General features: G+C 63.6%; 21 protein-coding genes and 1 tRNA gene. 5 read left to right on the top strand and 17 right to left on the bottom strand.

What is annotated here, in order from left to right; translation table 11 throughout:
• Positions 1–79: 79 nt before the first annotated feature.
• From gatB to gatC, 3 genes are all read right to left on the bottom strand, one after another.
• Positions 80–1,558 (bottom strand): Asp-tRNA(Asn)/Glu-tRNA(Gln) amidotransferase subunit GatB, encoded by a 1,479-nt coding sequence (gene gatB / locus B0G74_RS19415; RefSeq protein ID WP_132376405.1) that lies wholly within the window; start codon positions 1,556–1,558, stop codon positions 80–82.
• Positions 1,559–1,563: 5 nt separating this feature from the next.
• Positions 1,564–3,051, bottom strand: a complete 1,488-nt coding sequence (gene gatA / locus B0G74_RS19420; protein WP_132376406.1) for an Asp-tRNA(Asn)/Glu-tRNA(Gln) amidotransferase subunit GatA — start codon at positions 3,049–3,051, stop codon at positions 1,564–1,566.
• Between the two features lie 192 nt (positions 3,052–3,243).
• Entirely contained in the window at positions 3,244–3,543 is a 300-nt protein-coding gene (gene gatC / locus B0G74_RS19425; protein ID WP_132376407.1) for an Asp-tRNA(Asn)/Glu-tRNA(Gln) amidotransferase subunit GatC, read from the bottom strand.
• 379 nt (positions 3,544–3,922) lie between these two features.
• Between gatC and B0G74_RS19430 the strand changes: the two genes are divergently transcribed.
• The 5 genes from B0G74_RS19430 to rodA all read left to right on the top strand — a co-directional run bounded on the left by B0G74_RS19430 (position 3,923) and on the right by rodA (position 10,351).
• Positions 3,923–4,966, top strand: a complete 1,044-nt coding sequence (locus B0G74_RS19430) for a rod shape-determining protein (RefSeq protein ID WP_004189550.1) — start codon at positions 3,923–3,925, stop codon at positions 4,964–4,966.
• 153 nt (positions 4,967–5,119) lie between these two features.
• Positions 5,120–6,232 (top strand): rod shape-determining protein MreC, encoded by a 1,113-nt coding sequence (mreC, locus tag B0G74_RS19435; RefSeq protein WP_132376408.1) that lies wholly within the window; start codon positions 5,120–5,122, stop codon positions 6,230–6,232.
• Entirely contained in the window at positions 6,229–6,741 is a 513-nt protein-coding gene (gene mreD / locus B0G74_RS19440; RefSeq protein WP_132376409.1) for a rod shape-determining protein MreD, read from the top strand. The genes mreC and mreD overlap by 4 nt, the downstream gene beginning before the upstream one ends.
• Before the next feature lie 141 nt (positions 6,742–6,882).
• A complete protein-coding gene (gene mrdA / locus B0G74_RS19445; protein ID WP_132376410.1) occupies positions 6,883–9,192 on the top strand; it encodes a penicillin-binding protein 2 in 2,310 nt (769 codons plus the stop codon).
• Positions 9,193–9,202: 10 nt separating this feature from the next.
• On the top strand, positions 9,203–10,351 hold the full coding sequence (rodA, locus tag B0G74_RS19450) for a rod shape-determining protein RodA (RefSeq protein WP_132376411.1): 1,149 nt from the start codon (positions 9,203–9,205) through the stop codon (positions 10,349–10,351).
• Between the two features lie 107 nt (positions 10,352–10,458).
• On the opposite strand, the gene B0G74_RS19455 is transcribed toward rodA, so the two are convergent.
• From B0G74_RS19455 to def, 14 genes are all read right to left on the bottom strand, one after another.
• Complete coding sequence (locus tag B0G74_RS19455; RefSeq protein WP_243658272.1) at positions 10,459–11,109, bottom strand: tetratricopeptide repeat protein; 651 nt, start codon at positions 11,107–11,109, stop codon at positions 10,459–10,461.
• A gap of 50 nt (positions 11,110–11,159) precedes the next feature.
• A complete protein-coding gene (locus B0G74_RS19460; protein WP_132376413.1) occupies positions 11,160–11,942 on the bottom strand; it encodes an aldolase/citrate lyase family protein in 783 nt (260 codons plus the stop codon).
• Positions 11,943–12,176: 234 nt separating this feature from the next.
• Positions 12,177–12,620 carry a 6-carboxytetrahydropterin synthase QueD gene (gene queD / locus B0G74_RS19465; protein WP_090518804.1) on the bottom strand — a complete coding sequence of 148 codons (444 nt, stop codon included), beginning with the start codon at positions 12,618–12,620 and terminating at the stop codon, positions 12,177–12,179.
• 9 nt (positions 12,621–12,629) lie between these two features.
• Positions 12,630–13,262 (bottom strand): 7-carboxy-7-deazaguanine synthase, encoded by a 633-nt coding sequence (gene queE, locus B0G74_RS19470; protein ID WP_132376414.1) that lies wholly within the window; start codon positions 13,260–13,262, stop codon positions 12,630–12,632.
• Positions 13,263–13,325: 63 nt separating this feature from the next.
• Positions 13,326–14,060, bottom strand: coding sequence for a 7-cyano-7-deazaguanine synthase QueC (gene queC / locus B0G74_RS19475; protein ID WP_132376415.1), 735 nt, complete (start codon positions 14,058–14,060; stop codon positions 13,326–13,328).
• A 389-nt stretch (positions 14,061–14,449) separates the two neighbouring features.
• A tRNA-Phe gene (locus B0G74_RS19480) sits at positions 14,450–14,525 on the bottom strand.
• A gap of 118 nt (positions 14,526–14,643) precedes the next feature.
• A complete protein-coding gene (gene esaR, locus B0G74_RS19485; protein WP_132376416.1) occupies positions 14,644–15,333 on the bottom strand; it encodes a response regulator transcription factor EsaR in 690 nt (229 codons plus the stop codon).
• The gene (locus B0G74_RS19490; protein ID WP_132376417.1) at positions 15,334–17,748 is read right to left on the bottom strand and encodes a PAS domain-containing sensor histidine kinase; all 2,415 of its coding nucleotides are present in this window, start codon (positions 17,746–17,748) and stop codon (positions 15,334–15,336) included.
• Positions 17,738–18,337 carry a DUF4390 domain-containing protein gene (locus tag B0G74_RS19495; RefSeq protein WP_132376418.1) on the bottom strand — a complete coding sequence of 200 codons (600 nt, stop codon included), beginning with the start codon at positions 18,335–18,337 and terminating at the stop codon, positions 17,738–17,740. Before B0G74_RS19495 ends, B0G74_RS19490 begins: the two co-directional genes overlap by 11 nt.
• Entirely contained in the window at positions 18,334–19,773 is a 1,440-nt protein-coding gene (gene rsmB, locus B0G74_RS19500) for a 16S rRNA (cytosine(967)-C(5))-methyltransferase RsmB (protein WP_132376419.1), read from the bottom strand. The genes B0G74_RS19495 and rsmB overlap by 4 nt, the downstream gene beginning before the upstream one ends.
• 400 nt (positions 19,774–20,173) lie before the next feature.
• A complete protein-coding gene (htpX, locus tag B0G74_RS19505) occupies positions 20,174–21,031 on the bottom strand; it encodes a zinc metalloprotease HtpX (RefSeq protein WP_132376420.1) in 858 nt (285 codons plus the stop codon).
• Positions 21,032–21,135: 104 nt separating this feature from the next.
• The gene (locus B0G74_RS19510) at positions 21,136–21,777 is read right to left on the bottom strand and encodes a LysE family translocator (RefSeq protein ID WP_132376421.1); all 642 of its coding nucleotides are present in this window, start codon (positions 21,775–21,777) and stop codon (positions 21,136–21,138) included.
• A 114-nt stretch (positions 21,778–21,891) separates the two neighbouring features.
• Positions 21,892–22,878, bottom strand: coding sequence for a methionyl-tRNA formyltransferase (gene fmt / locus B0G74_RS19515; RefSeq protein WP_132376422.1), 987 nt, complete (start codon positions 22,876–22,878; stop codon positions 21,892–21,894).
• 31 nt (positions 22,879–22,909) lie between these two features.
• On the bottom strand, positions 22,910–23,413 hold the full coding sequence (gene def / locus B0G74_RS19520) for a peptide deformylase (RefSeq protein WP_132376423.1): 504 nt from the start codon (positions 23,411–23,413) through the stop codon (positions 22,910–22,912).
• Positions 23,414–23,480: the final 67 nt, after the last annotated feature.

Consider the following 23,480-nt stretch of genomic DNA (forward strand, 5'->3'; position numbering starts at 1 on the left):
CGTTGCCCCACTTTCGTTTCCGGCAACAGCCCGCGGTGGCTGAAGCGTGACGCCTCAGCCGTGCTTCTCTAGTTCAGCTTCAACTGGACAGCTTCTTCTTCAGCAGTTCGTTCACCTGCGCCGGATTGGCCTTGCCCTTGGTCGCTTTCATTGCCTGGCCGATCAGCGCGTTGAACGCCTTTTCCTTGCCGGCGCGGAATTCTTCGACCGACTTCTGGTTCGCGGCAAGCACTTCGTCGATGATCGCTTCGAGTGCGCCGGTATCCGAAATCTGCTTCAGCCCCTTCGCTTCGATGATGCGATCGGCGGCGGCTTCGTCGGTGGCCTTCTCTTCCCAGATCGAGAGGAAAATTTCCTTGGCGATCTTGTTGGAGATCGTGCCGTCGGCGATACGCTGCAGCAGCAACGCGAGTTGTGCGGACGACACCGGGCTCTCAGCAAAGTCGAGACCTTCGCGATTCAGTTGCGACGACACTTCGCCCATCAACCAGTTAGCCGCGGCCTTGGCGTTGGCCGGCCCGACTTTGCTCACCACCGCTTCGTAGTACGCGGCCATGGCTTTGCTCGATGTCAGCACGTTGGCGTCGTACGGCGTCAAACCGTATTGCGACACGAAGCGCTGTTGAATCGCCACCGGCAGTTCCGGCATCTCGCTCTTCACGCGCTCGACCCACGCCGCGTCGATCACGAGCGGCATCAGATCGGGATCGGGGAAATAGCGGTAATCGTGCGCGTCTTCCTTGCTGCGCATAGAACGCGTTTCGCGCTTGTCCGGATCGTACAGACGCGTTTCCTGCACCACCGTGCCGCCGTCTTCGATCAGTTCGATCTGACGGCGCACTTCGTACTGGATCGCTTCTTCGAGGAAGCGGAACGAGTTCAGGTTCTTGATCTCGGCGCGCGTGCCGAATTCGGCCTGACCGACCGGACGCACCGACACGTTGGCGTCGCAACGGAACGAGCCTTCTTGCATGTTGCCGTCGCAGATGCCGAGCCACGTCACGAGCGTGTGCAGCGTCTTGGCGTAGGCGACCGCTTCTGCCGCGCTGCGCATTTCCGGCTCGGTGACGATTTCGAGCAACGGCGTGCCGGCGCGATTCAGATCGATGCCTGTCATGCCCGCGAAGTCTTCGTGCAGCGACTTGCCCGCGTCTTCTTCGAGGTGGGCGCGCGTGAGGTTGACGACCTTCTCGTACGCATCCTTGCCCGCCTTTTCGTTGGCCGGAACCTGAATCGTCACCTGGCCGCCCTGAACGACGGGGATTTCGTACTGGCTGATCTGATAGCCCTTCGGCAGATCAGGGTAGAAATAATTCTTGCGCGCGAAGATGCTGCGCGGCGCTACCGTCGCGCCGATCGCGAGGCCGAACTGGATCGCGCGCTCCACAGCGCCGCGGTTCATCACCGGCAACGTGCCCGGCAAGGCCAGATCGACCGGGCTGGCTTGCGTGTTCGGCGCGGCGCCGAATTGCGTGGCGGTACCGGAAAAAATCTTCGATTGCGTCGACAGTTGCGTGTGGGTCTCCAGACCGATCACGACTTCCCATTGCTTGGCCATGGTGCTCACACTCCTGCCGGTGCTTTGCGGTGCCAGTCGGTCGCACGCTGGAACGCGTCGGCCACCTGCAGCATCCGGGCTTCATTGAAATAGTTGCCGATGATCTGCAAACCCACCGGACGCTGCGCATTCGCGCCCGCGCCGAAACCGCACGGCACGCTCATGCCCGGCAAACCGGCGAGGCTCACCGACAACGTGTAGATGTCGGCCAGATACATCTGCACCGGATCGTCGCCCTTCGCGCCGAGGTCCCACGCAACCGTTGGCGCGACCGGGCCCATGATCACGTCGCACTGCTTGAACGCTTCCTGGAAGTCCTGCGCGATGATCCGGCGGATCTTCTGCGCCTGCAGGTAGTACGCGTCGTAATAGCCGTGCGACAGCACGTACGCGCCGACCAGAATGCGGCGCTTCACTTCCGGGCCGAAACCTTCGGCGCGCGACTTCTTGTACATGTCGAGCAGATCGCGATACTCCGCGGCGCGATGACCGAAGCGCACGCCATCGAAACGCGACAGGTTCGACGAAGCCTCAGCCGGCGCAATCACGTAGTACACCGGAATCGACAACTCCGTTTTCGGCAGCGAGACTTCGACCAGCGTGGCGCCGAGCGCTTCGTATTGCTTCAGCGCGGCGTCGATCGAGGCGCGCACGTCGTCGGCAAGACCAGCGCCGAAATACTCTTTCGGCAGGCCGATGCGCAAGCCGGCGAGCGGCTTGCCGGCGCTATCTTCTTTCCACGGCTTGCCGAGGTAGCGCGTGTAGTCCTCGTCGTCGCGCACGAGGCTGGTCGAATCGCGTTCGTCGAAACCGGCCATGGCGTTGAGCAGCGTCGCGCAATCGGCGGCGCTTTGCGCCATCGGACCGCCCTGATCCAGCGACGAGGCAAACGCGATCATGCCGTAACGCGACACGCGGCCGTACGTCGGCTTGATGCCGGTGATGCCGGAGAACGACGCCGGCTGACGGATCGAGCCGCCGGTATCCGTGCCGGTAGCGGCAGGCGCGAGGCGCGCGGCCACGGCCGCCGCCGACCCGCCCGACGAACCGCCCGGCACAGCCTTAACATCCCACGGATTCTGCACGGGACCAAAGTACGAATTCTCGTTGGACGAGCCCATCGCGAACTCGTCCATATTGGTCTTGCCCACGCACACCATGCCGGCCTTCTGCAGACGCGCGACCACGGTCGCGTCGAACGGGCTCTCGTAGTTCGACAGCATTTTCGAGCCGGCGGTGGAGCGCCAACCCTTGGTGACGAACACGTCCTTATGCGCGATCGGCACGCCGACCAGCGGGCCGGCGTGGCCGGTATGGAGCAGCGCGTCCGCGGCTTTCGCCTGCGCGAGCGTCAGTTCGGGATCGACCTGGATGAATGCATTCAGGCTGTTGGCCGCGTCGATCCGCTTCAGATAGAGCTGCGCCAGTTCGACTGCGGAGCATTCCTTGGCCGTCAATGCGGCGCGCAGTTCGGTCAAACTTTTTTCATGCATTGCGTTTTATCCTGAAGAGCGCGGCAGCGTAGTCACGCTGCCGTGGAGGCGTTCGGCTGCCCGCCGGCAAGCCGAGCCGAGGAAGCCGGAGACAACGGTCATGCAAGCGCCGGAGCCACGAGGCGAGATGCCGCTGGTGGCACATCGCCGGAAGGCCGGCTCGCGCGCCGCGCCCGGCTCGATGCGCGGGTTTTACTCGATCACCTTCGGCACGAGGTACAAGCCTTCCTGCACAGCCGGCGCCGGGCGCTGGAAAGCTTCGCGTTCGACCGTTTCGGTCACCGCGTCGTCACGCAGACGCAGCGCGACGTCTTCGATCTGCTCGATGGGATGGGCAAGCGGGGCGATGCCGGTGGTATCGACCGCCTGCATCTGCTCGACGAGGCCGAAAAAATCGTTGAGCTGGACAAGCGTGTGCTCAGCATCGGCGTCGGCCAGTTCGAGCCGCGCAAGATGCGCGATGCGTTTTACATCGGTCAGGGTCAGAGCCATGCAGTCACCGGAAAATGTGGTGGACTGCCGCAGCACGGAAAAACAACGCTGCGACAGCGGGTTACGACGCTGGAGGAAGACCTCGAAAAAGGGGCCAGCGGAGGCAAAAAGTGCCGTCCGTTTCCTTCAAAACATCCAAAATTATAAGGTATCATTACGCGTTCGACCCAAACCCGGACCGACTTACCAAGGCCTTTCTGAACAATTCCCAAAGATAGTTCGGATTTTTCTGACTTGGCTTTGCACCGGCCTCCGGTAGACTCCCTCGCAGCTTCAAGTTCCTGTGGCGCCGCTTCCGCCCGGTTGAAGCTGTTATTTTTTCCGCTGCCGCCCTGCGCAACCATTGCGAGGCCCGGCTTCCAGCGAGACAGGATTTTGAATGTTCGGTTTTTTGCGCAGCTACTTCTCCAACGATCTGGCCATTGACCTCGGTACGGCCAACACGCTCATTTACATGCGTGGCAAGGGCATCGTACTTGATGAACCGTCGGTGGTCTCGATCCGCCAGGAAGGCGGTCCCAACGGTAAGAAAACCATCCAGGCAGTCGGCAAGGAAGCCAAGCAGATGCTCGGCAAGGTGCCGGGCAACATCGAGGCGATCCGCCCCATGAAAGACGGCGTGATCGCCGACTTCACCGTCACCGAGCAGATGATCAAGCAGTTCATCAAAACTGCTCACGAATCGCGCATGTTCTCGCCGTCGCCGCGCATCATCATTTGCGTGCCGTGCGGTTCGACCCAGGTCGAGCGTCGCGCCATCAAGGAAGCCGCGCACGGTGCGGGCGCTTCGCAGGTGTACCTCATTGAAGAACCCATGGCCGCTGCGATCGGCGCCGGCCTGCCGGTGTCGGAAGCCACCGGCTCGATGGTCGTCGACATCGGCGGCGGCACGACCGAAGTCGGCGTGATCTCGCTCGGCGGCATCGTGTACAAGGGCTCCGTGCGCGTGGGCGGTGACAAGTTCGACGAAGCCATCGTCAACTACATCCGCCGCAACTACGGCATGCTGATCGGCGAGCAAACCGCCGAAGCCATCAAGAAAGAAATCGGTTCCGCCTTCCCGGGTTCCGAAGTCAAGGAAATGGAAGTGAAGGGCCGCAATCTGTCGGAAGGCATTCCGCGCAGCTTCACCATCTCCAGCAACGAAATTCTCGAAGCCCTCACCGATCCGCTGAACCAGATCGTGTCGTCGGTGAAGATCGCGCTTGAACAGACTCCGCCGGAACTGGGTGCGGACATCGCCGAGCGCGGCATGATGCTCACAGGCGGTGGCGCACTGCTGCGCGATCTGGACCGCCTGCTCGCCGAAGAAACCGGCCTGCCGGTGCTCGTCGCCGAAGACCCGCTGACCTGCGTTGTGCGCGGCTCGGGCATGGCGCTCGAACGCATGGACAAGCTGGGCAGCATCTTCTCGTACGAGTAAGCGAGCCCGTCTCCATGTCAGTAGCGCGGATCAGGCAAACGGCCCCTTGCGGGCCGGTTTGCCGTTGGCTGGGCCTACCAGCCTCCGCGTGCTGAACGCGCGTCCCTCGCGCGCCGCCGTCTCACCCAACCGCTCACGCCCCCGGCGCCGACCATGGAATACAGTCCGCCGCCCCTGTTCAAGCAAGGACCGTCCGCTCTCGCACGACTCGTGTTTTTCGTCGTGCTGGCGCTCGCCCTGCTGATCTCCGACGCACGCTTCAAAACGCTCGAAATCGTGCGTGGCGTGCTCGGCGCGGGTCTTTATCCGTTGCAACGCGCGGCGCTCGTGCCGCGCGACATGTTCGTGGGCGCCGCCGACCTGGCCGTGACCAGCGCCACGCTGCGCAGCGAAAACGACAAACTGCGCACCAAAGATCTGCAGCTTTCGCAGCAAGCCAATACGGCCGCGGAACTGGCTGCCGAGAACGCGCATTTACGCGCGCTGCTGCAACTGTCGCAGCGCTCCACCACGGAATCGCTGCCCGCCGAGATCCAGTACGACACGCGCGATCCGTTTACGCAGAAGGTCGTGATCGGCCGCGGTGCGCAGCAAGGCATCCAGAACGGTTCGCCGGTCGTCAATGAAGACGGCGTGATCGGGCAAGTGACGCGCGTGTTCCCGCTGCAAGCCGAGGTGACGCTGCTCACGGACAAGGATCAGGCGGTGCCTGTACAGATCGTGCGCACCGGCCTGCGCAGCGTGATTTATGGCACGCCGAAGGGCGACACGCTCGATCTGCGCTTTGTGCCGATCAGCGCCGACATTCAAACCGGCGATGAACTCGTCACCAGCGGACTCGACGGCGTGTATCCGCCGGGTCTGCCGGTCGCCAAGGTGGTGCGCGTCGACAAACAAGCCGACACGGCGTTCGCGCGCGTGATCTGCCTGCCGATCGCGCCGGTGCGCGGCGCACGCCAGTTGCTGGTGCTGCATTACGTGAACAATGTGCCGCCGCGTCCGGCCGAAGAGCCCGACGCAGCCACGGCCGCGAAAGACGCCAAAGCGAAAAAGGGCGGCAAACCGGCAGACGGCAAAGCTGCGGTGGACAAGTCTCCGGCAAAAGCAGGTGAAAAACCCGCCGCCGCCGAGAAACCTGCAGCCGCCAAGCCCGTCGAAAAAGCGCCGGCCAAACCGGCCGCCGCGGAGAAAAAGTCCGCCCCGGAAAAGAAACCGGCCGCTGAGAAGAACGCGAAGCCGCCAGCCAAGCCAGGGGCCCAGCCATGAACCGTCCGCAATACATTCTGCAGCCGGTCAATCCCTACTTCATCTCGTTCAGCCTCGCCGCGGCGTTCCTGCTGAACCTGATGCCGTGGGGACGCCTCCTCGGCGTGCCGGACTTCGTCGCGCTCGTGCTGCTGTTCTGGAACGTGCACCAGCCGCGCAAAGTCGGCATGGGCATCGCGTTTTCGCTCGGTTTGCTGATGGACGTGCATAACGCCAGCCTGCTCGGAGAACACGCGCTGGCGTACACATTGTTGTCGTACGGCGCGATCACGATCCACCGCCGCGTGCTGTGGATGTCGCTCGGCGTGCAGACCTTCGCGGTCATGCCGCTGCTAGTCGTCGCGCAACTGGTGCCGTTCGTGATCCGTCTGTTGACGGGCGCGGCGTTTCCGGGTTGGGGTTATCTGATCGACGGCTTCGTCGAAGCCGCGCTGTGGCCGGTCACCAGCGTGCTGCTGCTGATGCCGCAGCGCCGCCCGGCCGATCCGGACGATACCCGGCCAATTTGATCCCGCATCGAGCCCGCCGGCTGTTCTGATGGAACCCACTTTGCCGGCCCGCTCGACGCGCATCGCTGTTCATGCCTTCCGGTTCCGGCCGGAAAAGGCGCACACTCATGATGGCCGTCACCCGGCCTTTTGCAGAATCGCATGACCGAATTCAAGGACACTCAGCAACAGCTCTCGAAGTTCCGCCTGCGCGTCGCGGCGGCGGGCCTGTTCGTGTTCGTCTGCTTCGGGCTGATCGGCTTCCGCTTCCTGTTCCTGCAGGTCTGGCACTACAGCAAATACTCGCTGCAAGCCGATGAAAACCGCATCTCCGTCGCGCCGATCGTGCCGAACCGCGGCATCATCACCGATCGTAACGGCGTCGTGCTGGCCAAGAACTACTCGGCCTACACGCTTGAACTGACGCCCTCGAAACTGAACGACTCGCTCGAAAACGTAATCGACAACCTGGCCACGGTCGTCTCGATCGACGCGCGCGACCGCCGCCGCTTCAAGAAACTGCAGGAAGATTCGAAGAACTTCGAGAGCCTGCCGATCCGCACCCGCCTGACCGACGACGAAGTCGCGCGTTTCACCGCGCAGCGTTTCCGTTTTCCCGGCGTGGAAGTGCGCGCGCGCCTGTTCCGCCAATATCCGCTCGGCCCGACCGCGGCGCACGTGATCGGCTACATCGGCCGGATTTCGCAGCGCGACCAGGATCGTATCGACGACGCCAGCGACCAGAACGACAGCGATCCGGACCACTATGATCCGCGTCTGGACGCGAACAACTACAAGGGCACCGATTACATCGGCAAGATCGGCGTCGAGCAGAGCTATGAGACCGAGTTGCACGGCCAGACCGGTTTCGAGGAAGTGGAAGTGACCGCCGGCGGCCGTCCGGTGCGCACGTTGTCGCGCACTCAGGCAACGCCTGGGAACAACCTCGTGCTGTCATTGGATATCGGGCTGCAGCAGGTCGCCGAGCAGGCATTCGCGGGCCGTCGCGGCGCGCTGGTTGCAATCGAACCATCCACGGGCGACGTGCTCGCGTTCGTGTCCGCGCCGAGCTTCGATCCGAATTCGTTCGTCGACGGCATCGACCAGCAGACCTGGGACGATCTCAACAACTCGCCCGATCACCCGCTGCTCAACCGGCCGCTGCACGGCACCTATCCGCCGGGCTCGACCTACAAACCGTTCATGGCGCTCGCCGCGCTCACGCTGCATAAGCGCACGCCGGGCTGGGGCTTTCAGGATCCGGGTTCGTACACCTTCGGCGGCCACACGTTCCGCAACGACGTGCGTTCGGGCCAGGGCTGGGTCGACATGAACCGCGCGATCGTGGTGTCGAACGACACGTATTTCTACATGCTCGCGCACGACCTCGGCGTCAACAATATCGCCAACTTCATGAAGCCGTGGGGCTTCGGCCAGATCACCGGCATCGACATTTCGGGCGAGGCGCGCGGCATCCTGCCTTCCACGGAATGGAAGCGCAAGGCGTACCGAAAACCCGAACAGCAGCGCTGGTATGAAGGCGAAACGATCAGTCTGGGCATCGGCCAGGGCTACAACTCGTTCACCATTCTCCAGCTCGCTCACGCTACGGCCACGCTCGCGAACAACGGCGTCGTGATGAAGCCGCACCTCGTGCGCGACATCGAAAATCCGATTACGAAAGACACGCGCCCGGTCGTGCGCGACCCAAGCGACAAGATCGCTGTGAAGCAATCGGACATCGACATCATCAAGCGCGCGATGGAAGGCGTCGTGACCAACGGCACGGCGTCGAAGCTGTTCATCGGCGCGCAATACCAGGCCGCCGGCAAGACGGGGACGGCGCAGGTCTACTCGCTGCAAGGCGCGAACTACAAGGGCCACGCCATCGCTGAGCATTTGCGCGACCACGCGCTCTTCATCGCGTTCGCACCGGCCGAGCAACCGAAAATCGCGCTCGCGCTGATCGTCGAAAACGGCGGCTGGGGTGCGGAATCGGCGGGCCCGATCGCGCGCAAGGTGCTCGATTACTATCTCGTCGGCAAGAACAAGCCGGGCGCTCAGGCGGCGGCCATCGAGGCAGCGGCGTCGGCGACCGAGGATGCGTCCGCGCCCGAAGTCGGCGGCGCACCGTTGCCGCCGCAAGACGGAGTTCAGCCGGTCAAGGTCGCGGCGGGCTTCACGGCCCTGCCGATTCCCGGCGCGGCTTCGGCGGCAGCAGCGGCCTCCGCTGCGGCGGCCGCGAAAGCCGCATCCGCGGCAGCGCTTGCCTCCGCGCCGGCTGCTGCGTCGGCGCCGGTGGCCGCATCGACGTCCACCGCCGCAAAGAATCCAGCGTCGCGTAAATCCGGCGTCCCGCACAAACCCCGTCCGGCCAGCGCGCCGGCGCCGACTGCCGCCGCTCCGTCGCGCGATGACGGCATTCAGGCCACGTCGCCACGCCAGCCGGTTTCCGGCGGCATCGACGAGTAAGGAGAAAGGCATGCAATTCGACAAGCGCGCCTGGCTCGACCGCATCAAGCGGATGTTCGCGGGCTTCGACCGTCCGCTCGCACTTATCGTGTTCCTGCTGTTGTGCGTCGGCATCGTCACGCTGTACAGCGCGAGTCTCGATGTTCCCGGCCGCGTGGAAGACCAGTTGCGCAACATCATGCTGACGTTCGTGCTGATGTGGGCGCTCGCCAATGTGCCACCCACCACGCTGATGCGCTTCGCGGTTCCACTCTATACATTCGGGATCGCGCTGCTGGTCGCGGTGGCGCTATTCGGCCTCACGCGCAAGGGCGCGAAGCGTTGGATCAATGTCGGCGTGGTGATCCAGCCGTCGGAAATCCTGAAGATCGCCACTCCGCTGATGCTCGCGTGGTACTACCAGCGGCGCGAAGGCGTGATGCGCTGGTACGACTTCCTGGTCGGTCTGTTGATCCTCGCCGTGCCGGTCGGCCTGATCGCCAAGCAGCCCGACCTCGGTACCGCCGTGCTGGTGTTCGCGGCCGGCCTCTTCGTGATTTACTTCGCGGGCCTGAGTTTCAAGTTGATCGTGCCGGTGCTGATTGCAGGCGTGATCGCGGTCGCTTCGATCGCGGCGTTTCAGGACAAGATCTGTCAGCCGCAAGTGCAATGGCCGTTGATGCACGACTACCAGAAGCACCGCATCTGCACGCTGCTCGATCCGACCTCCGATCCGCTCGGAAAAGGCTTCCACACGATTCAGGCGGTCATCGCGATCGGCTCCGGTGGTCCGCTTGGCAAAGGCTGGCTGAAGGGCACGCAGGCGCATCTGGAGTTCATCCCCGAGAAGCACACCGACTTCATTTTCGCGGTGTTCTCCGAAGAGTTCGGGCTGGCGGGCGGCATCGTATTGCTCACGCTATACATGCTGCTGATCGCGCGCGGGCTGTATATCGCGGCGAATGGCGCGACGCTGTTTGGACGCTTGCTGGCCGGCTCGTTGACGATGGCGTTCTTCACCTACGCGTTCGTGAATATCGGCATGGTGAGCGGCATCTTGCCGGTGGTCGGCGTACCGTTGCCGTTCATGAGTTACGGCGGTACTGCACTGACGACGTTGGGGGTGGCCATCGGCCTGATCATGAGCGTCGCGCGGCAGAAACGGTTGATGCAGAGTTAGCGCCGCGAAGCCGCGCACGGCACCGACAACACCACAAGCAAAAGGGGCGCTCTTCACACACGGAGCGCCCCTTTTTGTATTCAGCGGCGTAATCAGCCGCCTCGGGTTTACTGCGGCTTCACTTCCTTCTGATCCCGCAACTGCGCGCTGAGTTGCTGATACTTGAGCCGCGCCGCCGGATCGCCCTGCGCCGCCGCGGCCGCGTAATAAGCGCGCGCCACGTTGAGATTCTTCTCCACGCCGTCGCCGCCTCGCTCGTAGAACGAACCCGCTACGTACTGCGCGGTCATGTCGCCGCCCTCCGCCGCTTTCTTGTACCAGACGAACGCCTGCTTGTTGTCGCGCTCGGTGCCGCGTCCATCGAGGAACTGATTGGCCAGCGCCAACTCCGCCTGCACGTGCCCTTGCTGCGCCGCCTTCAGGAACCAGCGGTGCGCCTCGACCGGATCGCGCCCGACGAACTCGCCATCGTCGTACATCTTGCCGTACACGTACTGCGCATGCGACATGTTGGCGTCGGCGGCCTTACGCAGCCATTTCTTGCCTTCATCGATATTCGCGGGCGCGCCTTCGCCGTTGAGCAGCATCATCGCGTAGTTGAACTCGGCGAGCCGGCTGCCGCGCTCGGCGGCCTTGCGGAACTCGGCAAGCGCTGCGCCCAGATTGCCGGCGTTGTAGTCGGCGACCGCGGTTTGCGTCTCCGGGTCGTTCGACTTCGCGACGCGGCTGTCTTGCGCATAGGCCGCCACATTCGCCATCAATGCCGCTGTGACTGCCAGACGCACCACGACGCACTGCACCATCCCCTTCATGACCTCACCTCCTGCAGCGCCTGGCGAGTCGCGCGCAACATCCACATGACGTCCGCGGCCAGAGCGATGAAACGAAAACCGGCATCGCGATGCTGCTTGGCACCCGCGACGTCCATGGCAAAAATACCGGCGGCAATGCCCGCCTTGTCCGCGGCGCTGACGATGCGCGCCATCGCGGCCTGCACGTCGGCGTGCTTCGAATCGCCGAGATGACCGAGGCTCGCGGCGAGGTCGGCCGGTCCGACGAACAGGCAATCGACGCCCGGCGTCGCCGCGATCTTTTCCACCTCCTGCAAGCCGCGCGCCGACTCGATCTGCACGATGATCGCGATCTGCGCGTTGGCCGTCTGCACGTAGTCGCGCCGCATGCCGTACCCCGCGGCTCGCACCGCGCCGGCGACGCCGCGCTCACCATCGAGCGCTCCGGCGGTCGGATATTGCGTGAGACGCACGGCACGTGCCGCCTCGTCCGCGGATTCGATATTCGGGAACATCAGCGTGCGCGCGCCGGCATCCAGCACGCGCTTGACGAGCCACGCCTCGCTGGACGGCACGCGCACCACCGGCTCGCTCGGCAGATGCGCGGCAGCGATCGCGCGCAATTGCGAGGCGACGTCGCCGCTATCGTTCGGCGAGTGCTCCATGTCGATCAGCAGCCAGTCGTAACCGGCGTGCGCGAGCGCTTCGGCGGCGGCGTCGCTGCCGAGCGAGAGCCATAGTCCGAACAGCGGATCGGTTTCTTTAAGGCGTAACTTGAGGGGATTGGTGAAGGTGCTCATCGCCGCGCTCCGTGACGATGAAGCGGCGCTTGGCCTGAACTGCGGGTAAGCATGCTGGCCTCGTGGGCCAGATGAGCGCGCGGGCCGTGGCGGCCCGGCTGCTTGCTGCGACGCAATGCGGTGACCGGCATGTCTCGCTCCGTGTGGTTGTCGGAGCGATCATACCGTGACAATAACGCGGGGGTTGGCGTTCCCCCGCGGAGTCTTCCTTCGGGGGACGAGGCGGCGCCGGATTTAGTCGCGGACCACGTCGGCCCAACAATTCGGCGTCTCGTACAGGCGCAGCTTGTGCAGACGCAGATTTACGCCGTAGTGCGCGTCGTAGACATTCGCGAGAATGTCGAACGCGACAGCGGCAAGATTTTCGACGGTAGGAATGCGATCGAGCACGACTGTCTTGTGGCCGGCCATCGTTTCCAGGAAACCGCGCACCTGCGTGTCGCCTTCATAGACGAGAAACGCATGGTCCCACTTGTCGACGAGATGCTCGACGGCGAGCGACTTCACATCGGCGAAGTCCATCACCATGCCGCGATCGGGCGCGCCTTCGGTGTCGACCAGATCGCCTTGCAGCGTGATTTCGAGCACATAGCGATGACCGTGCAGATTACGGCACTGGCTGCGGTGATCAGGAATGCGGTGACCCGCGTCGAATTCGAGTTTTCGTGTAATCGTCAGCACGGCAAATCAGGGAATGTTCAGATACTTGTGGGTCTGCATCGACAGGCGCCATTGCGGATGGCGTTTGCACCAGTCGATCGCGAGCTTGGTGTTGATGTCGCGCGACGGACCGTCCATGGGCTGGACGAGGAAATACTCGAAGTCGAGCTTCGCATACTCGGACAAACGCTGGTTGTCCTGCGGAATCACGACCTTCAATTCGTTGCCCTTGGTCACGACGAGCGGCGCGTCGGCCTTCGGGCTCACGCAGATCCAGTCGATCGTCTCGAGCACCGGCAGCGAGCCGTTGGTTTCGATGGCGATTTCGAAGCCGGCGGCATGCAGCGCGTCGACCAACGGCGGGTCGATCTGCAGCATCGGCTCGCCGCCCGTGCACACCACGAAACGCTCGCCCTCGCCTGCCGGCCATTGCGACGCGATCATCTGCACCAGATCGTCAGCCGTGCGGTACTTGCCGCCGTTCTCGCCGTCGGTGCCGACGAAATCGGTATCGCAGAAGCGGCACACCGCCTCGGCACGATCTTCTTCGCGGCCCGACCACAGATTGCAGCCGGCGAACCGGCAGAAGACAGCCGGACGCCCGGCATTCGCGCCCTCGCCCTGCAACGTGTAGAAGATTTCCTTGACCGCGTAAGTCATGCTGCTTTCTGCCCTGTGTTCCTGAAAATTATTGCCTGAGTTGCGCTGCTGCGCCGAGCGTCATCAGACCGGCGCCTCGGTGACCTTCTCACCCGAGAGATACGCTTCGTAGCCGCGCTTGCGCAAGCGGCACGCCGGGCACTCGCCACAACCGAAGCCCCATGCATGCAATTCGGCGCGTTCGCCGACATAGCAAGTATGCGTCTCGACACGCACCAGCTCGACCAGTTCGTCGCCGCCGAGCTCGTGCGCAAGGCGCCACGTATCGGCTTTATCGAGCCACATCAACGGTGTCTCGAGCAGGATGCGCGTGTCCATGCCGAGGTTCAGCGCGACCTGCAACGCCTTCATCGTGTCGTCGCGGCAATCGGGATAGCCCGAGAAATCCGTCTCGCACATGCCGCCGACCAGCACCTGCAAACCACGCCGATATGCAATCGCCGCCGCGATGGTCATGAACATCAGATTGCGGCCCGGCACGAACGTATTCGGCAAACCGTTGGCCGTGGCTTCGATCTCGATCTCGCGCGTCATGGCGGTATCGCTGATCGCGCCGAGCACCGACAGATCGATCATATGGTCGTCGCCGAGGCGGTCGGCCCACGCGGGAAATGCGCGCGCGACGGCGTTGCGAAACCCCTCGCGGCATTCCAGTTCGACGCGGTGCCGCTGACCGTAATCGAAGCCCAGCGTCTCAACCGTTTCATAACGTTCGAGCGCCCAGGCGAGGCACGTGGCGGAATCCTGGCCGCCGGAAAACAGCACCAGAGCGCTACGTTTAGCGTCGTTGCGGATCACCGTGAAACTCCGTGAATGAAGAGTGCCACGTCGCGCTGCGCGAGGTGCGCCATGCAAGCAACGCGGCGCGACGCGTGCCGGCACTGCTGCCGGCCCAAAGCAGTATAGGCCGCGCCTTCCGCATGCAGAGTCGCTGGGCGCTTATACCGTTAATCGTCGGGCGAAGGGTTCAGTGCTGGTGGCGGCGTTGCCACGCGGCACTCAGGCGACGCACTCACGTGCAAGTCCTTGAACTGGCGCGATTTTATCACGCGACGCCGAATGCCGCCGAGCGCGACCTGCCGCGTGGCGCGCGAAAACCGAAGCAACGGATGCCCGTCACGCCCGTCACAATAGGGGCACAAAAAGGAAAAGCCCCAGGAATCTTGCGATTTCCTGGGGCTGAATCCTGGTGGCCTGGGACGGAATCGAACCATCGACACGCGGATTTTCAATCCGCTGCTCTACCAACTGAGCTACCGGGCCAACGAAGAACGAAATAATATCAAAGGGTCAGCAGCAGGGCAAGCCCCTCGTCGAAAAAATCTGCGGAAGTGACAACCGCGTGCGGAACGCCGGCTTCACTTCTGCTTGGTACTCACCTTCACTCGCCCTTGTTTTTGCCGAGATCGACGCCGAGCTGCTTGAGCTTGCGATACAAGTGCGTGCGCTCCAACCCGGTCTTCTCCGCCACGCGCGTCATGCTGCCGTTCTCACGCGCGAGGTGATATTCGAAGTACGCGCGCTCGAACGCATCGCGTGCGTCGCGCAGCGGAATATCGAACGAGATCGAGGCCGTTTGCGCAGCCAGCGCGCCGCTGCCCATGCCATCGGTCGAAAGCATCGGCAAGGCCGCCGCCGAAGCCACGGCCGAGGCACTCACCGGCAACACCGGCTTGGCTGCCGCGCCGCCGGGCGCACCCACCGCAGTTCCGCGCGCGAGCCCCTGCTCGACGGCCTTCAGCAGCTTCTGCAACGCAATCGGCTTCTCGAGGAAATTGAGTGCGCCGATCTTGGTTGCTTCGACCGCCGTGTCGATGGTCGCGTGCCCGGACATCATGATTACCGGCATGGTCAGCTGCCCTTGCGCGGCCCATTCCTTGAGCAAGGTCACGCCGTCGGTGTCGGGCATCCAGATGTCGAGCAGCACCAGGTCAGGCGCCTGGCGCAAACGGAACTCGCGCGCTTCCTGCGCGTTTTCCGCGGCCTCCACGACATGCCCTTCGTCGCTCAGGATCTCCGAGAGCAATTCCCGGATGCCCATTTCATCATCTACCACCAGGATGGTTGCCATTTACGCTGCCTTTGTCTGCACTGTTGCTTTTGTCTTTCCCTGCGACGCACCGCCGTGCGCCGGACGCGGCCCTGTTCCGGGTGCCGCGGCATCGTCTGCCAGTTGAAGGAAGAGAATCGAAATCTGCGCGCCTTCGATGACATCGCCCGCTTTCATACGATTGCGGATGTCGATGCGCGCGCCGTGTTCATCGACGATCTTCTTGACCATCGCAAGACCCAGGCCCGTACCTTTGGCCTTGGTCGTCACGTAAGGCTCGAATGCACGTGTGAGGATACGCGCGGGAAAGCCCGCTCCGTTATCCGACACCGTCAGACGCACCGCGACGTGTACTTTGCCTTCCGCGTCGGGGTCTCCGTATTCTACTGTCCTCGTCTCGAGCAACACATGTGGATGCTCGAGGTCCGCAACCGCATCCTGCGCGTTCTGCAGCAGGTTGTGAATCACCTGACGCAATTGCGTCGCGTCGCCACGGATCGCCGGCAACGCAGCGAGCTCCACTTGAATAGCGCCCTTGCCCTCTTCGATACCGTACAGCGTGAGCACTTCGCTGACCAGATCGTTCAGTTGCAAATGCGCGAGCACCGCTGGCGGCGTACGCGCGTAGTCGCGGAAGTTGTCGACCATCTGCTTCATCGCGGCGACCTGGTTCACGATCGTGGTCGCGCCGCGCTTCAACACGTCGGCATCGGATGGCGACAGCTTGTCGGCGAGCTTCATCTGCAAACGTTCGGCCGAGAGCTGGATCGGCGTGAGCGGATTCTTGATCTCGTGTGCGAGCCGCCGCGCGACTTCACCCCACGCGATCGAACGCTGCGCGGAGATCACGTCCGAGATATCGTCGAACACCACGACGTAGCCGGAGGTCTGCATGTCTTCCGCATCGCGGTCCGTCGCGGAGACGAGCCGCGCGCCGCGCACGAGCAAGGTGAGCGGCTCGGTTTCGCCCGGCACCTGCACCGAGAACTGCTGCTGCCAGTGGCCGCGATCGTCGTGACCATCGCCGCTCGCGGCTTCGCGATCGGCAAACGCTTTACGGACCATACCGCCGAATTCGCTCAGCACGCCGATCTGATCCAGCGCCGAACCCATCACCGCCTGGAACGGCTGACGGAAAATCCGCTCGGCGCCGCGATTCGCGGTGGTCAGCCTGAACTGCCGGTCGAACACGAACACCCCGGCGGTCAGGTTCGCGAGAATGCTTTCCAGATACGCCTTCGAATGTTCGAGCGCAATGCGATTGTTCTCGACCGCCGCGCGCGCTTCGGACAACTGCCGCGTCATCGCGTTGAACGACTGCGTGAGAAAGCCCAGTTCGTCGCGCGATTTGATTTCGCGCTTCGGCGTGTAATCGCCTTCCGTGATTTCCTTGGTGCCTTGCGCCAGCAGGAACAACGGCCGCGCGAGCTGGTTGCCGAGCGCGAGCGCCAGCATCATTGCGATGAAGGTGGCGAGGAACAGCGCGAGCGTCAGCGTGCCGATATACATCTTGCGCAGACCCGTGCGGCCGAGCGCCTTCTCCTGGTACTCGCGATAGGCGCGCTGCACCGCGTCGGCATTACGTGCGAGCGTGGGCGACACCGGCTGCGTGAGTTGCAGGAAGCGTTCGGTGGGCTGCAGCAGCGAGGCGTTCGAATCGGGGATGCGTTGCACCACGCGCAGCCGCAACACGCCCTTGCTGCCATGCGCGTGAGGATCGCCGTCCACTTCGCCTTCGATCGCCGCATAGCCGCGGCCGCGCGCCTGATCGATCATCAACGGCGTGGGCAAATCGTTCGGCACAAGCGTCGCGTAGTTGCCCGATGCCTGCGCGACCACGTGCATTTCGGGCGTCGCACCGGACATGCTGCGCGTGGGTTCGACGATCGTCGCATCCTGCACGCCGAACTGATCGCGCAGACGCAGCAGCGTGAGCGTGGTGCCGGCGGCATCCGCGCTCGCCAACTGTTCCGACATCAACCGGCCCTTGGTCTGCAGATCGGACAGTGACGCGTCCAGCATGCCGCGCCCGAGATTCAAGCCGGACGTGAGCGCTGTTTCGACGTTCACATCGAACCACGACTCGATACTGCGCGACACGAACTGATACGACACGACGTAGATGATCCCGCCTGGCACCACGCCGACCAGCGCCATGAAGAACGCAAGTTTGGCCAATAACCGCGTGCCGAACTTACCCTTCCTCAGCCGCGCGATGATGATGATGACGAGCGTCGCCACCACCAGCAAAAAGATCATCGCGACCACGAGGTTGGCCGCGTAGAGCCACTGGTAATAGCGGTCGAAGAATTCGGTGTTCGCGCTGGCCGCGGCCAGCAGCACGAGCAGCAACACGGCCGTGACGGCGACCGTCGACACCAGCACGCGCACGACGATGCTGCTGACACTGGTAGCGGAGCGCACTTTATTTAGCACGTTCGGTCACCGTGAAGGTAAAGCGCTTCCATTCGGACGCGAGGTTCCAGTCGCGGTTGTTCACCGCGTCGATCTGGAACGGCTTGGGCATCAGCGCGATGTCGAGTTGCATACGCACCGACGCGTTATAAGTCTCGCCGACACGCACTTCACTCCGGTCGATCACGTGCCACGACGTGATGTGCTTGATCACTGCGAGCGCATCCTTGAGCGTAGTGAAGCCGAGTTGCAAACCGCCGGACGACACGCTCGACACGCGATATTCGCGCGTGAGCGGCTGGAACGACAGGCGAATGCTTTGCGACACGCTCACCGGCTGCTCGTCGAACCAGTACCAGCGCGGCCGGCTCAGTTCGAAGTCGGTCGTGAAATAAAGCGGAATACCTTTATTGACCGCGTCTTCGAGGTTGCTGTTCAGATCGAAGTCGAAACGCGCGTCGAGATTCCAGCCGGTGTTGTCGGATTGCAGCGACGCACGCTGGACCGCGATCGAGTCAGCGTGCGCCACGCCCGGCACCGCCAGCCATACGGCCAGCGCGATCCAGAGCACGGCAGCGAGCCGAAGCGGGAAGAAGCGTTTGATGGTCACCGTTTCTGAAAGCGCGCGTAGAAAAATCCGTCGTGGTCTGAGTTCGCGCCGGCGCTGTCTTCAGCGGGCTGTCCGGCATGAGAACCGGCCGATGTGTCGGCGGGCGCGCGAGCGACTGAAGGCAACAGTTGCCCCGGCGCGTCCAATCGTACCGCATCCTGATACTTGTTTCCAAACCACTGCGCCTGCAACTCGCCTTCTTCCGGAAAGATCGAACACGTAACGTAGAGCAACTCGCCGCCTGGCTTCACGAGCGGCCACAGGGCGTCGAGAATGCGGCGCTGCTCGGCGACCAGCGCGGGAATGTCCGACGCGCGGCGCAGCCAGCGGATATCCGGATGGCGCCGCACGATGCCCGACGCCGAGCACGGCACGTCGGCCAGAATGCGGTCGAACGGCTGGTCGATGTCGTCGTGCCATTTCGCCGGCGCGCCCGCGTCGCCGATCCGCACTTCCGCTTCGAGCTTGAGGCGCTGCAGATTTTCACCGATACGGCGCGCGCGCGACGCATCGCTTTCGAGCGCGACGAGCTGGAGTTTGGCGAGTTCGAGCAGATGTCCGGTCTTGCCGCCGGGCGCCGCGCAGGCGTCGAGCACGCGCATGCCGTCGCGCACGCCGAGCAGTTGTGCGGCGAGTTGCGCGCCGGCGTCCTGCACCGAGACGACGCCGTCGTTGAAACCCGGAATGCGGTCGACCGGCATCGGCGTGACGAGCTTGACGGCGTAGTCGCCGGCCTTGCTCGCGGCAATATGATGGTTTTGCAGCACTTGCAGATAGGCGTCGACTGTCGAGTGACGCGCGTTCACCCGCAGCGTCAGCGGGCCTTGCGTGTTGCCGGCGGCGAGCACCGACTGCCATGCGTCGGGCCACGCGCGTTTGACCGCGTCGATCCACCATGCCGGGTAGTTCCAGCACGCCACTTCATCGGCCTGTGCGGCGTTCAACAGCGTTTCGCGCTCGCGCAGAAAATTGCGCAGGACGGCGTTGACGAGGCCCTTCGCAAAGGCGAATTCACGACGTGCGCCGATCGCGTTCACCGCCTGATCGACCACCGTGAACGGCGCGTAGGCAGCGTTCGCTTCGTCGTCGACGAGCAGGGCCAGCGAGCAGGCGAGCACATGGCCGACGTGCGGCGCAGGCGCCTTTTTCACCAGCTTCGCGATCAGCCACTCGGCGGTCGCGAGACGCCGCATGGTGCGGTACGCGATGTCCTGCACCGCGCCACGCGCGGCGGCGGCGCTGCCCTCGGGCGCGGACACGAAGACGGATTGCAGCGCGGCCGGCAAGGCTGCGCCGAGACGCACGGCGCCGACCGCCTGGCCCGCGCAGTCGAGCGCGAAACCGAGCGATTCGGGCGCGAGATGCAGCATCGACAAACGTGATTCGCGCGGACGAGCCGATGAGGAAGCAGTACGCGAAGAAGGCTTTGTGGTCATGAAGAAGGCTAAAGCGGGCCGCGCGGGAGCGCGCGACACAATCAGCACACATTGTAGCGTGGCGCGGCGCGCGGGCCGGCGGGCGGTCCGTGAGCGAGCCGACTGCGGATCTGCGCCGAACGGGAAAGTGTGGGGCTGGAGGGCGTTCAGCGATTCGGTGCGAACCTGACATGGCGCAGCGCACCGGCCCGCGGGCAGTCTATAAGCGTAGCGATTGCAAATCCACGGCGGGCGGGAAGACCGGCATTTGAAGCGCAGGGTCAAAGATCCGGTGCGGACCTTCGGACGCTGGTGAAGAGAATGATGTCGCTATCGTTAGCTCACGCTCCATCGCGCTGAAATAAAAAAGGCGAATCAGCCGACTCGCCCTTCCTCACACCGCGCAAAGTGCCGCGCGGCGTTATTCGAAGCGCCCCGTACGCGCCATTTCCATCAAACGCGCGATGCGCTCTTCGGTGGCCGGGTGCGTGGAGAACAGATTCGCGATGCCGCCGCCCGAGAGCGGATTCATGATCATCATTTGCGCGGTGGCCGGATGCTGCTCGGCCGTGGGGAACGGAATCCCGCTCGCGTAACGATGGATCTTGTCGAGCGCCGAAGCGAGCGCTTGCGGGTCGCCGGAAATCTGCGCGCCGGCACGATCCGCTTCGAATTCACGTGCCCGTGAAATCGCCATCTGGATCAACGCACCGGCAATCGGCGCCAGCAGCGCTACGGCGATGCCCGCGATCGGGTTCGTGGAACGGCCGTTTTCGTCGCGGCTGCCGAAGAACATCGCAAAGTTCGCCAGCGCGGAAATGGCGCCGGCCATGGTGGCCGAAACGGTCGAGATCAGAATGTCGCGATGCTTCACGTGCGCGAGTTCGTGCGCCATGACCCCGCGCATTTCGCGCTCGGACAGCACGCGCAGAATGCCGGTTGTGGCAGCGACCGCCGCATGCTCCGGATTGCGGCCGGTGGCGAACGCGTTCGGCGCGTCTTCATTGATCAGGTAGACGCGCGGCATGGGCAGGCCGGCGCGCGTGGAGAGCTCGCGCACCATGCGATAGAACTGCGGCGCACTGGTTTCGTCGACTTCCTGCGCGTTGTACATGCGCAGGACCATCTTGTCCGAGAACCAGTACGAAAAGAAATTCATCCCAAGGGCGATCACGAGCGCGATCGTCATGCCGCGCGACCCGCCGATCATCCCGCCGATCACGATGAAAAGGGCCGTGATCGCGGCCATCAACATCGCGGTTTTGACCCAATTGAACATGTCTGCAACTCCTTGCCCTAACGCGGGGTTCATATCTGCACCGCGTGGTCGCGGCGCTCGGTTGTAAGCGAAATGTTAGATATGGGCGCGCAGGGAAAATTCAATCATCTTGATGCGGTGGCGAGCTTGAGGCCCAAGCCGACGAAAGCGCTGCCGACACTCCGATCCAGCCACTTCTTCACCGACGGCTGGCCCGAAAAGCGCCGCGTCACACTGCCCGCGATCCACGCGACAAAACTGTTCCAGAGCATGCTCATCACGACGAACACCGCTCCGAGCGTGAGGAAGGCAAGCGCTTTGTGGTCGCTGCCGGTCGTCACGAACTGCGGGAAGAACGACACGAAAAACAGTACCACCTTGGGGTTCAGCACGTTGGTCCAGAAGCCTTGCAGGAAAAGCTGGCGCAGCGATTTGGGCGCGCCGGCCGCGCGCGCTTCGCCCGCAGCCTGGTTGGCGGCCGGCTTGGCAAAGAGCAGGCGCACGCCGAGATACATCAGATAAATAGCGCCGACGAACTTGATGACCGTGAATGCGGTGGCCGACGCGGCCAGCAGCGCGGTCAAGCCGAACGCGCAGGCGAGCGAGTGAACGCAGCAGCCGGCGGAAATGCCAAGCGCCGACATGAGACCCGCGCCACGGCCTTGAGCGACACTGCGCCCGACGATATAAGCCGTATCGGGACCGGGCGTCACGTTCAGGAGAAAGACCGCGACGACGAAAAACTCGAAATGGGTGATGCCGAACATGGAAATCCTCGAAATCCGGGCTATTGCATGGAGGATTCTAACGCGCGGCCGGCCTGTCCAGCGGGGTCTTGAACATCGTCCGAATGGACGATGTTCAGGTCGTGCGCGACGGTGTTACTTTGCTTCGGGAAGTTGAAAGCGCTGCCCCACAGCCAGCGTCGAGCCGGCCAGGAATTCGCGCACCGGCAGGCGTTTGCCGCCGGGTTTCTGCAATTGCGTGAGACGCAGCGCGCCTTCGCCGCAGGCTACGACCACGCCGTCGGGAGAGATGTCGGTGATCGTGCCCGGCGCGCTCCTGGCTTGCACATCGGTGGGAACCGCAGCCCAGAGCTTGATCGACGTGCCGTCTTCAAGCGTGCCGACACCGCCAGGGAACGGGTCGAACGCGCGCACCTGGCGCGCGAGCACCGCCGCCGGGCGGCGCCAGTCGAGCGCGGCTTCCTGTTTGCCGATCTTTTCCGCGTAGGTCACGCCGTCCGCGGGTTGCGGGGTCGCCGCCAGTTTGCCTGTGCGCTCGAGTTCGATCAGCGCCTCGACGATCAGCTTCGCGCCGTCTTGCGCGAGACGGTCGTGCAAGGTGGCCGTCGTGTCGTCGACGGAAATCGCGGTGCGCGCTTCGGAGATCATCGCGCCGGTGTCGAGGCCGACATCCATCTGCATCAGCGTAATGCCGGTTTCGGCGTCGCCCGCTTCGATCGCGCGATGAATCGGCGCTGCGCCGCGCCAGCGCGGCAACAACGACGCGTGAATGTTGATGCAGCCAAGCGGCGCAATATCGAGCACTTCCTGCGGCAGGATCAGGCCGTAAGCGGCCACCACCATGACGTCGTGCGGCGTGGCGCGCAATTGATCGATCGCGGCGGCGGCTTCGGCTGGATATTTGCCGGCGCGGCGCAGCGAAGGCGGCTGGGCGACGGTCAAACCATGCTCCTGCGCATAGCGCTTGACCGGACTCGCCTGCAATTTCATTCCGCGACCGGCGGGCCGATCCGGCTGGGTCAGCACGAGCGGCACCGGGAAACCGGCGCTGTGGATCGCGGCCAGCGCGGCCGCGGCGAACTCCGGCGTACCGGCAAAGATGACGCGCAACGAATGACTCATGAACGGGAGCGGTAGGCGAGGTGAACGCGCATTACATTGCGTGGGCGAGCTTCTTCATCTTGCTCTTGATGCGCGTCTGCTTCAGCGACGACAGGTACTCGACGAACACGCGGCCCATCAGGTGATCCATTTCGTGCTGGATGCACACCGCGAGCAGGCCTTCACAGTCCATCTCGAAGGTTTCGCCCTTCTCGTTGAGCGCCCGCACGCGCACTTTCTCGGCGCGCTCGACATTGTCGTAAATGCCCGGCACCGAGAGACAGCCCTCTTCCGACAGCTTCCTTTCGTCGCTCGACCAGATGATTTCGGGGTTGATGAAGGCGAGCAGTTCGTTGTGGTCGTCCGACACGTCGATCACGATCACGCGCTCGTGCACGTCCACCTGGGTCGCGGCCAGGCCGACGCCGGGCGCGCCGTACATGGTTTCGGCCATGTCCTTGACGAGGCGGCGGATGCGGTCGTTGACCTCCGCGACCGGCTTCGCGATCTTGTGCAGCCGTTTGTCCGGGTAGTTGAGGATATTCAGTAAAGCCATGATCTCGAGTGTGATTTTCGGGCGCCGCTGACCGTGGGAAGGCCCGCGTTGGCCTTTCGGCCAGGTT

The sequence above is a fragment of the Paraburkholderia sp. BL9I2N2 genome, assembly GCF_004339745.1.
In the GTDB taxonomy this organism is placed as follows: Bacteria; Pseudomonadota; Gammaproteobacteria; order Burkholderiales; family Burkholderiaceae; genus Paraburkholderia.

Coding starts and splice junctions, on each gene's coding strand:
- gatB (WP_132376405.1), bottom strand. CDS start 1,558: ATGGCCAAGCAATGGGAAGTCGTGATCGGTCTGGAGACCCACACGCAA.
- gatA (WP_132376406.1), bottom strand. CDS start 3,051: ATGCATGAAAAAAGTTTGACCGAACTGCGCGCCGCATTGACGGCCAAG.
- gatC (WP_132376407.1), bottom strand. CDS start 3,543: ATGGCTCTGACCCTGACCGATGTAAAACGCATCGCGCATCTTGCGCGG.
- B0G74_RS19430 (WP_004189550.1), top strand. CDS start 3,923: ATGTTCGGTTTTTTGCGCAGCTACTTCTCCAACGATCTGGCCATTGAC.
- mreC (WP_132376408.1), top strand. CDS start 5,120: ATGGAATACAGTCCGCCGCCCCTGTTCAAGCAAGGACCGTCCGCTCTC.
- mreD (WP_132376409.1), top strand. CDS start 6,229: ATGAACCGTCCGCAATACATTCTGCAGCCGGTCAATCCCTACTTCATC.
- mrdA (WP_132376410.1), top strand. CDS start 6,883: ATGACCGAATTCAAGGACACTCAGCAACAGCTCTCGAAGTTCCGCCTG.
- rodA (WP_132376411.1), top strand. CDS start 9,203: ATGCAATTCGACAAGCGCGCCTGGCTCGACCGCATCAAGCGGATGTTC.
- B0G74_RS19455 (WP_243658272.1), bottom strand. CDS start 11,109: ATGGCGAATGTGGCGGCCTATGCGCAAGACAGCCGCGTCGCGAAGTCG.
- B0G74_RS19460 (WP_132376413.1), bottom strand. CDS start 11,942: ATGAGCACCTTCACCAATCCCCTCAAGTTACGCCTTAAAGAAACCGAT.
- queE (WP_132376414.1), bottom strand. CDS start 13,262: ATGACTTACGCGGTCAAGGAAATCTTCTACACGTTGCAGGGCGAGGGC.
- esaR (WP_132376416.1), bottom strand. CDS start 15,333: ATGGCAACCATCCTGGTGGTAGATGATGAAATGGGCATCCGGGAATTG.
- rsmB (WP_132376419.1), bottom strand. CDS start 19,773: ATGACCACAAAGCCTTCTTCGCGTACTGCTTCCTCATCGGCTCGTCCG.
- htpX (WP_132376420.1), bottom strand. CDS start 21,031: ATGTTCAATTGGGTCAAAACCGCGATGTTGATGGCCGCGATCACGGCC.
- B0G74_RS19510 (WP_132376421.1), bottom strand. CDS start 21,777: ATGTTCGGCATCACCCATTTCGAGTTTTTCGTCGTCGCGGTCTTTCTC.
- fmt (WP_132376422.1), bottom strand. CDS start 22,878: ATGAGTCATTCGTTGCGCGTCATCTTTGCCGGTACGCCGGAGTTCGCC.
- def (WP_132376423.1), bottom strand. CDS start 23,413: ATGGCTTTACTGAATATCCTCAACTACCCGGACAAACGGCTGCACAAG.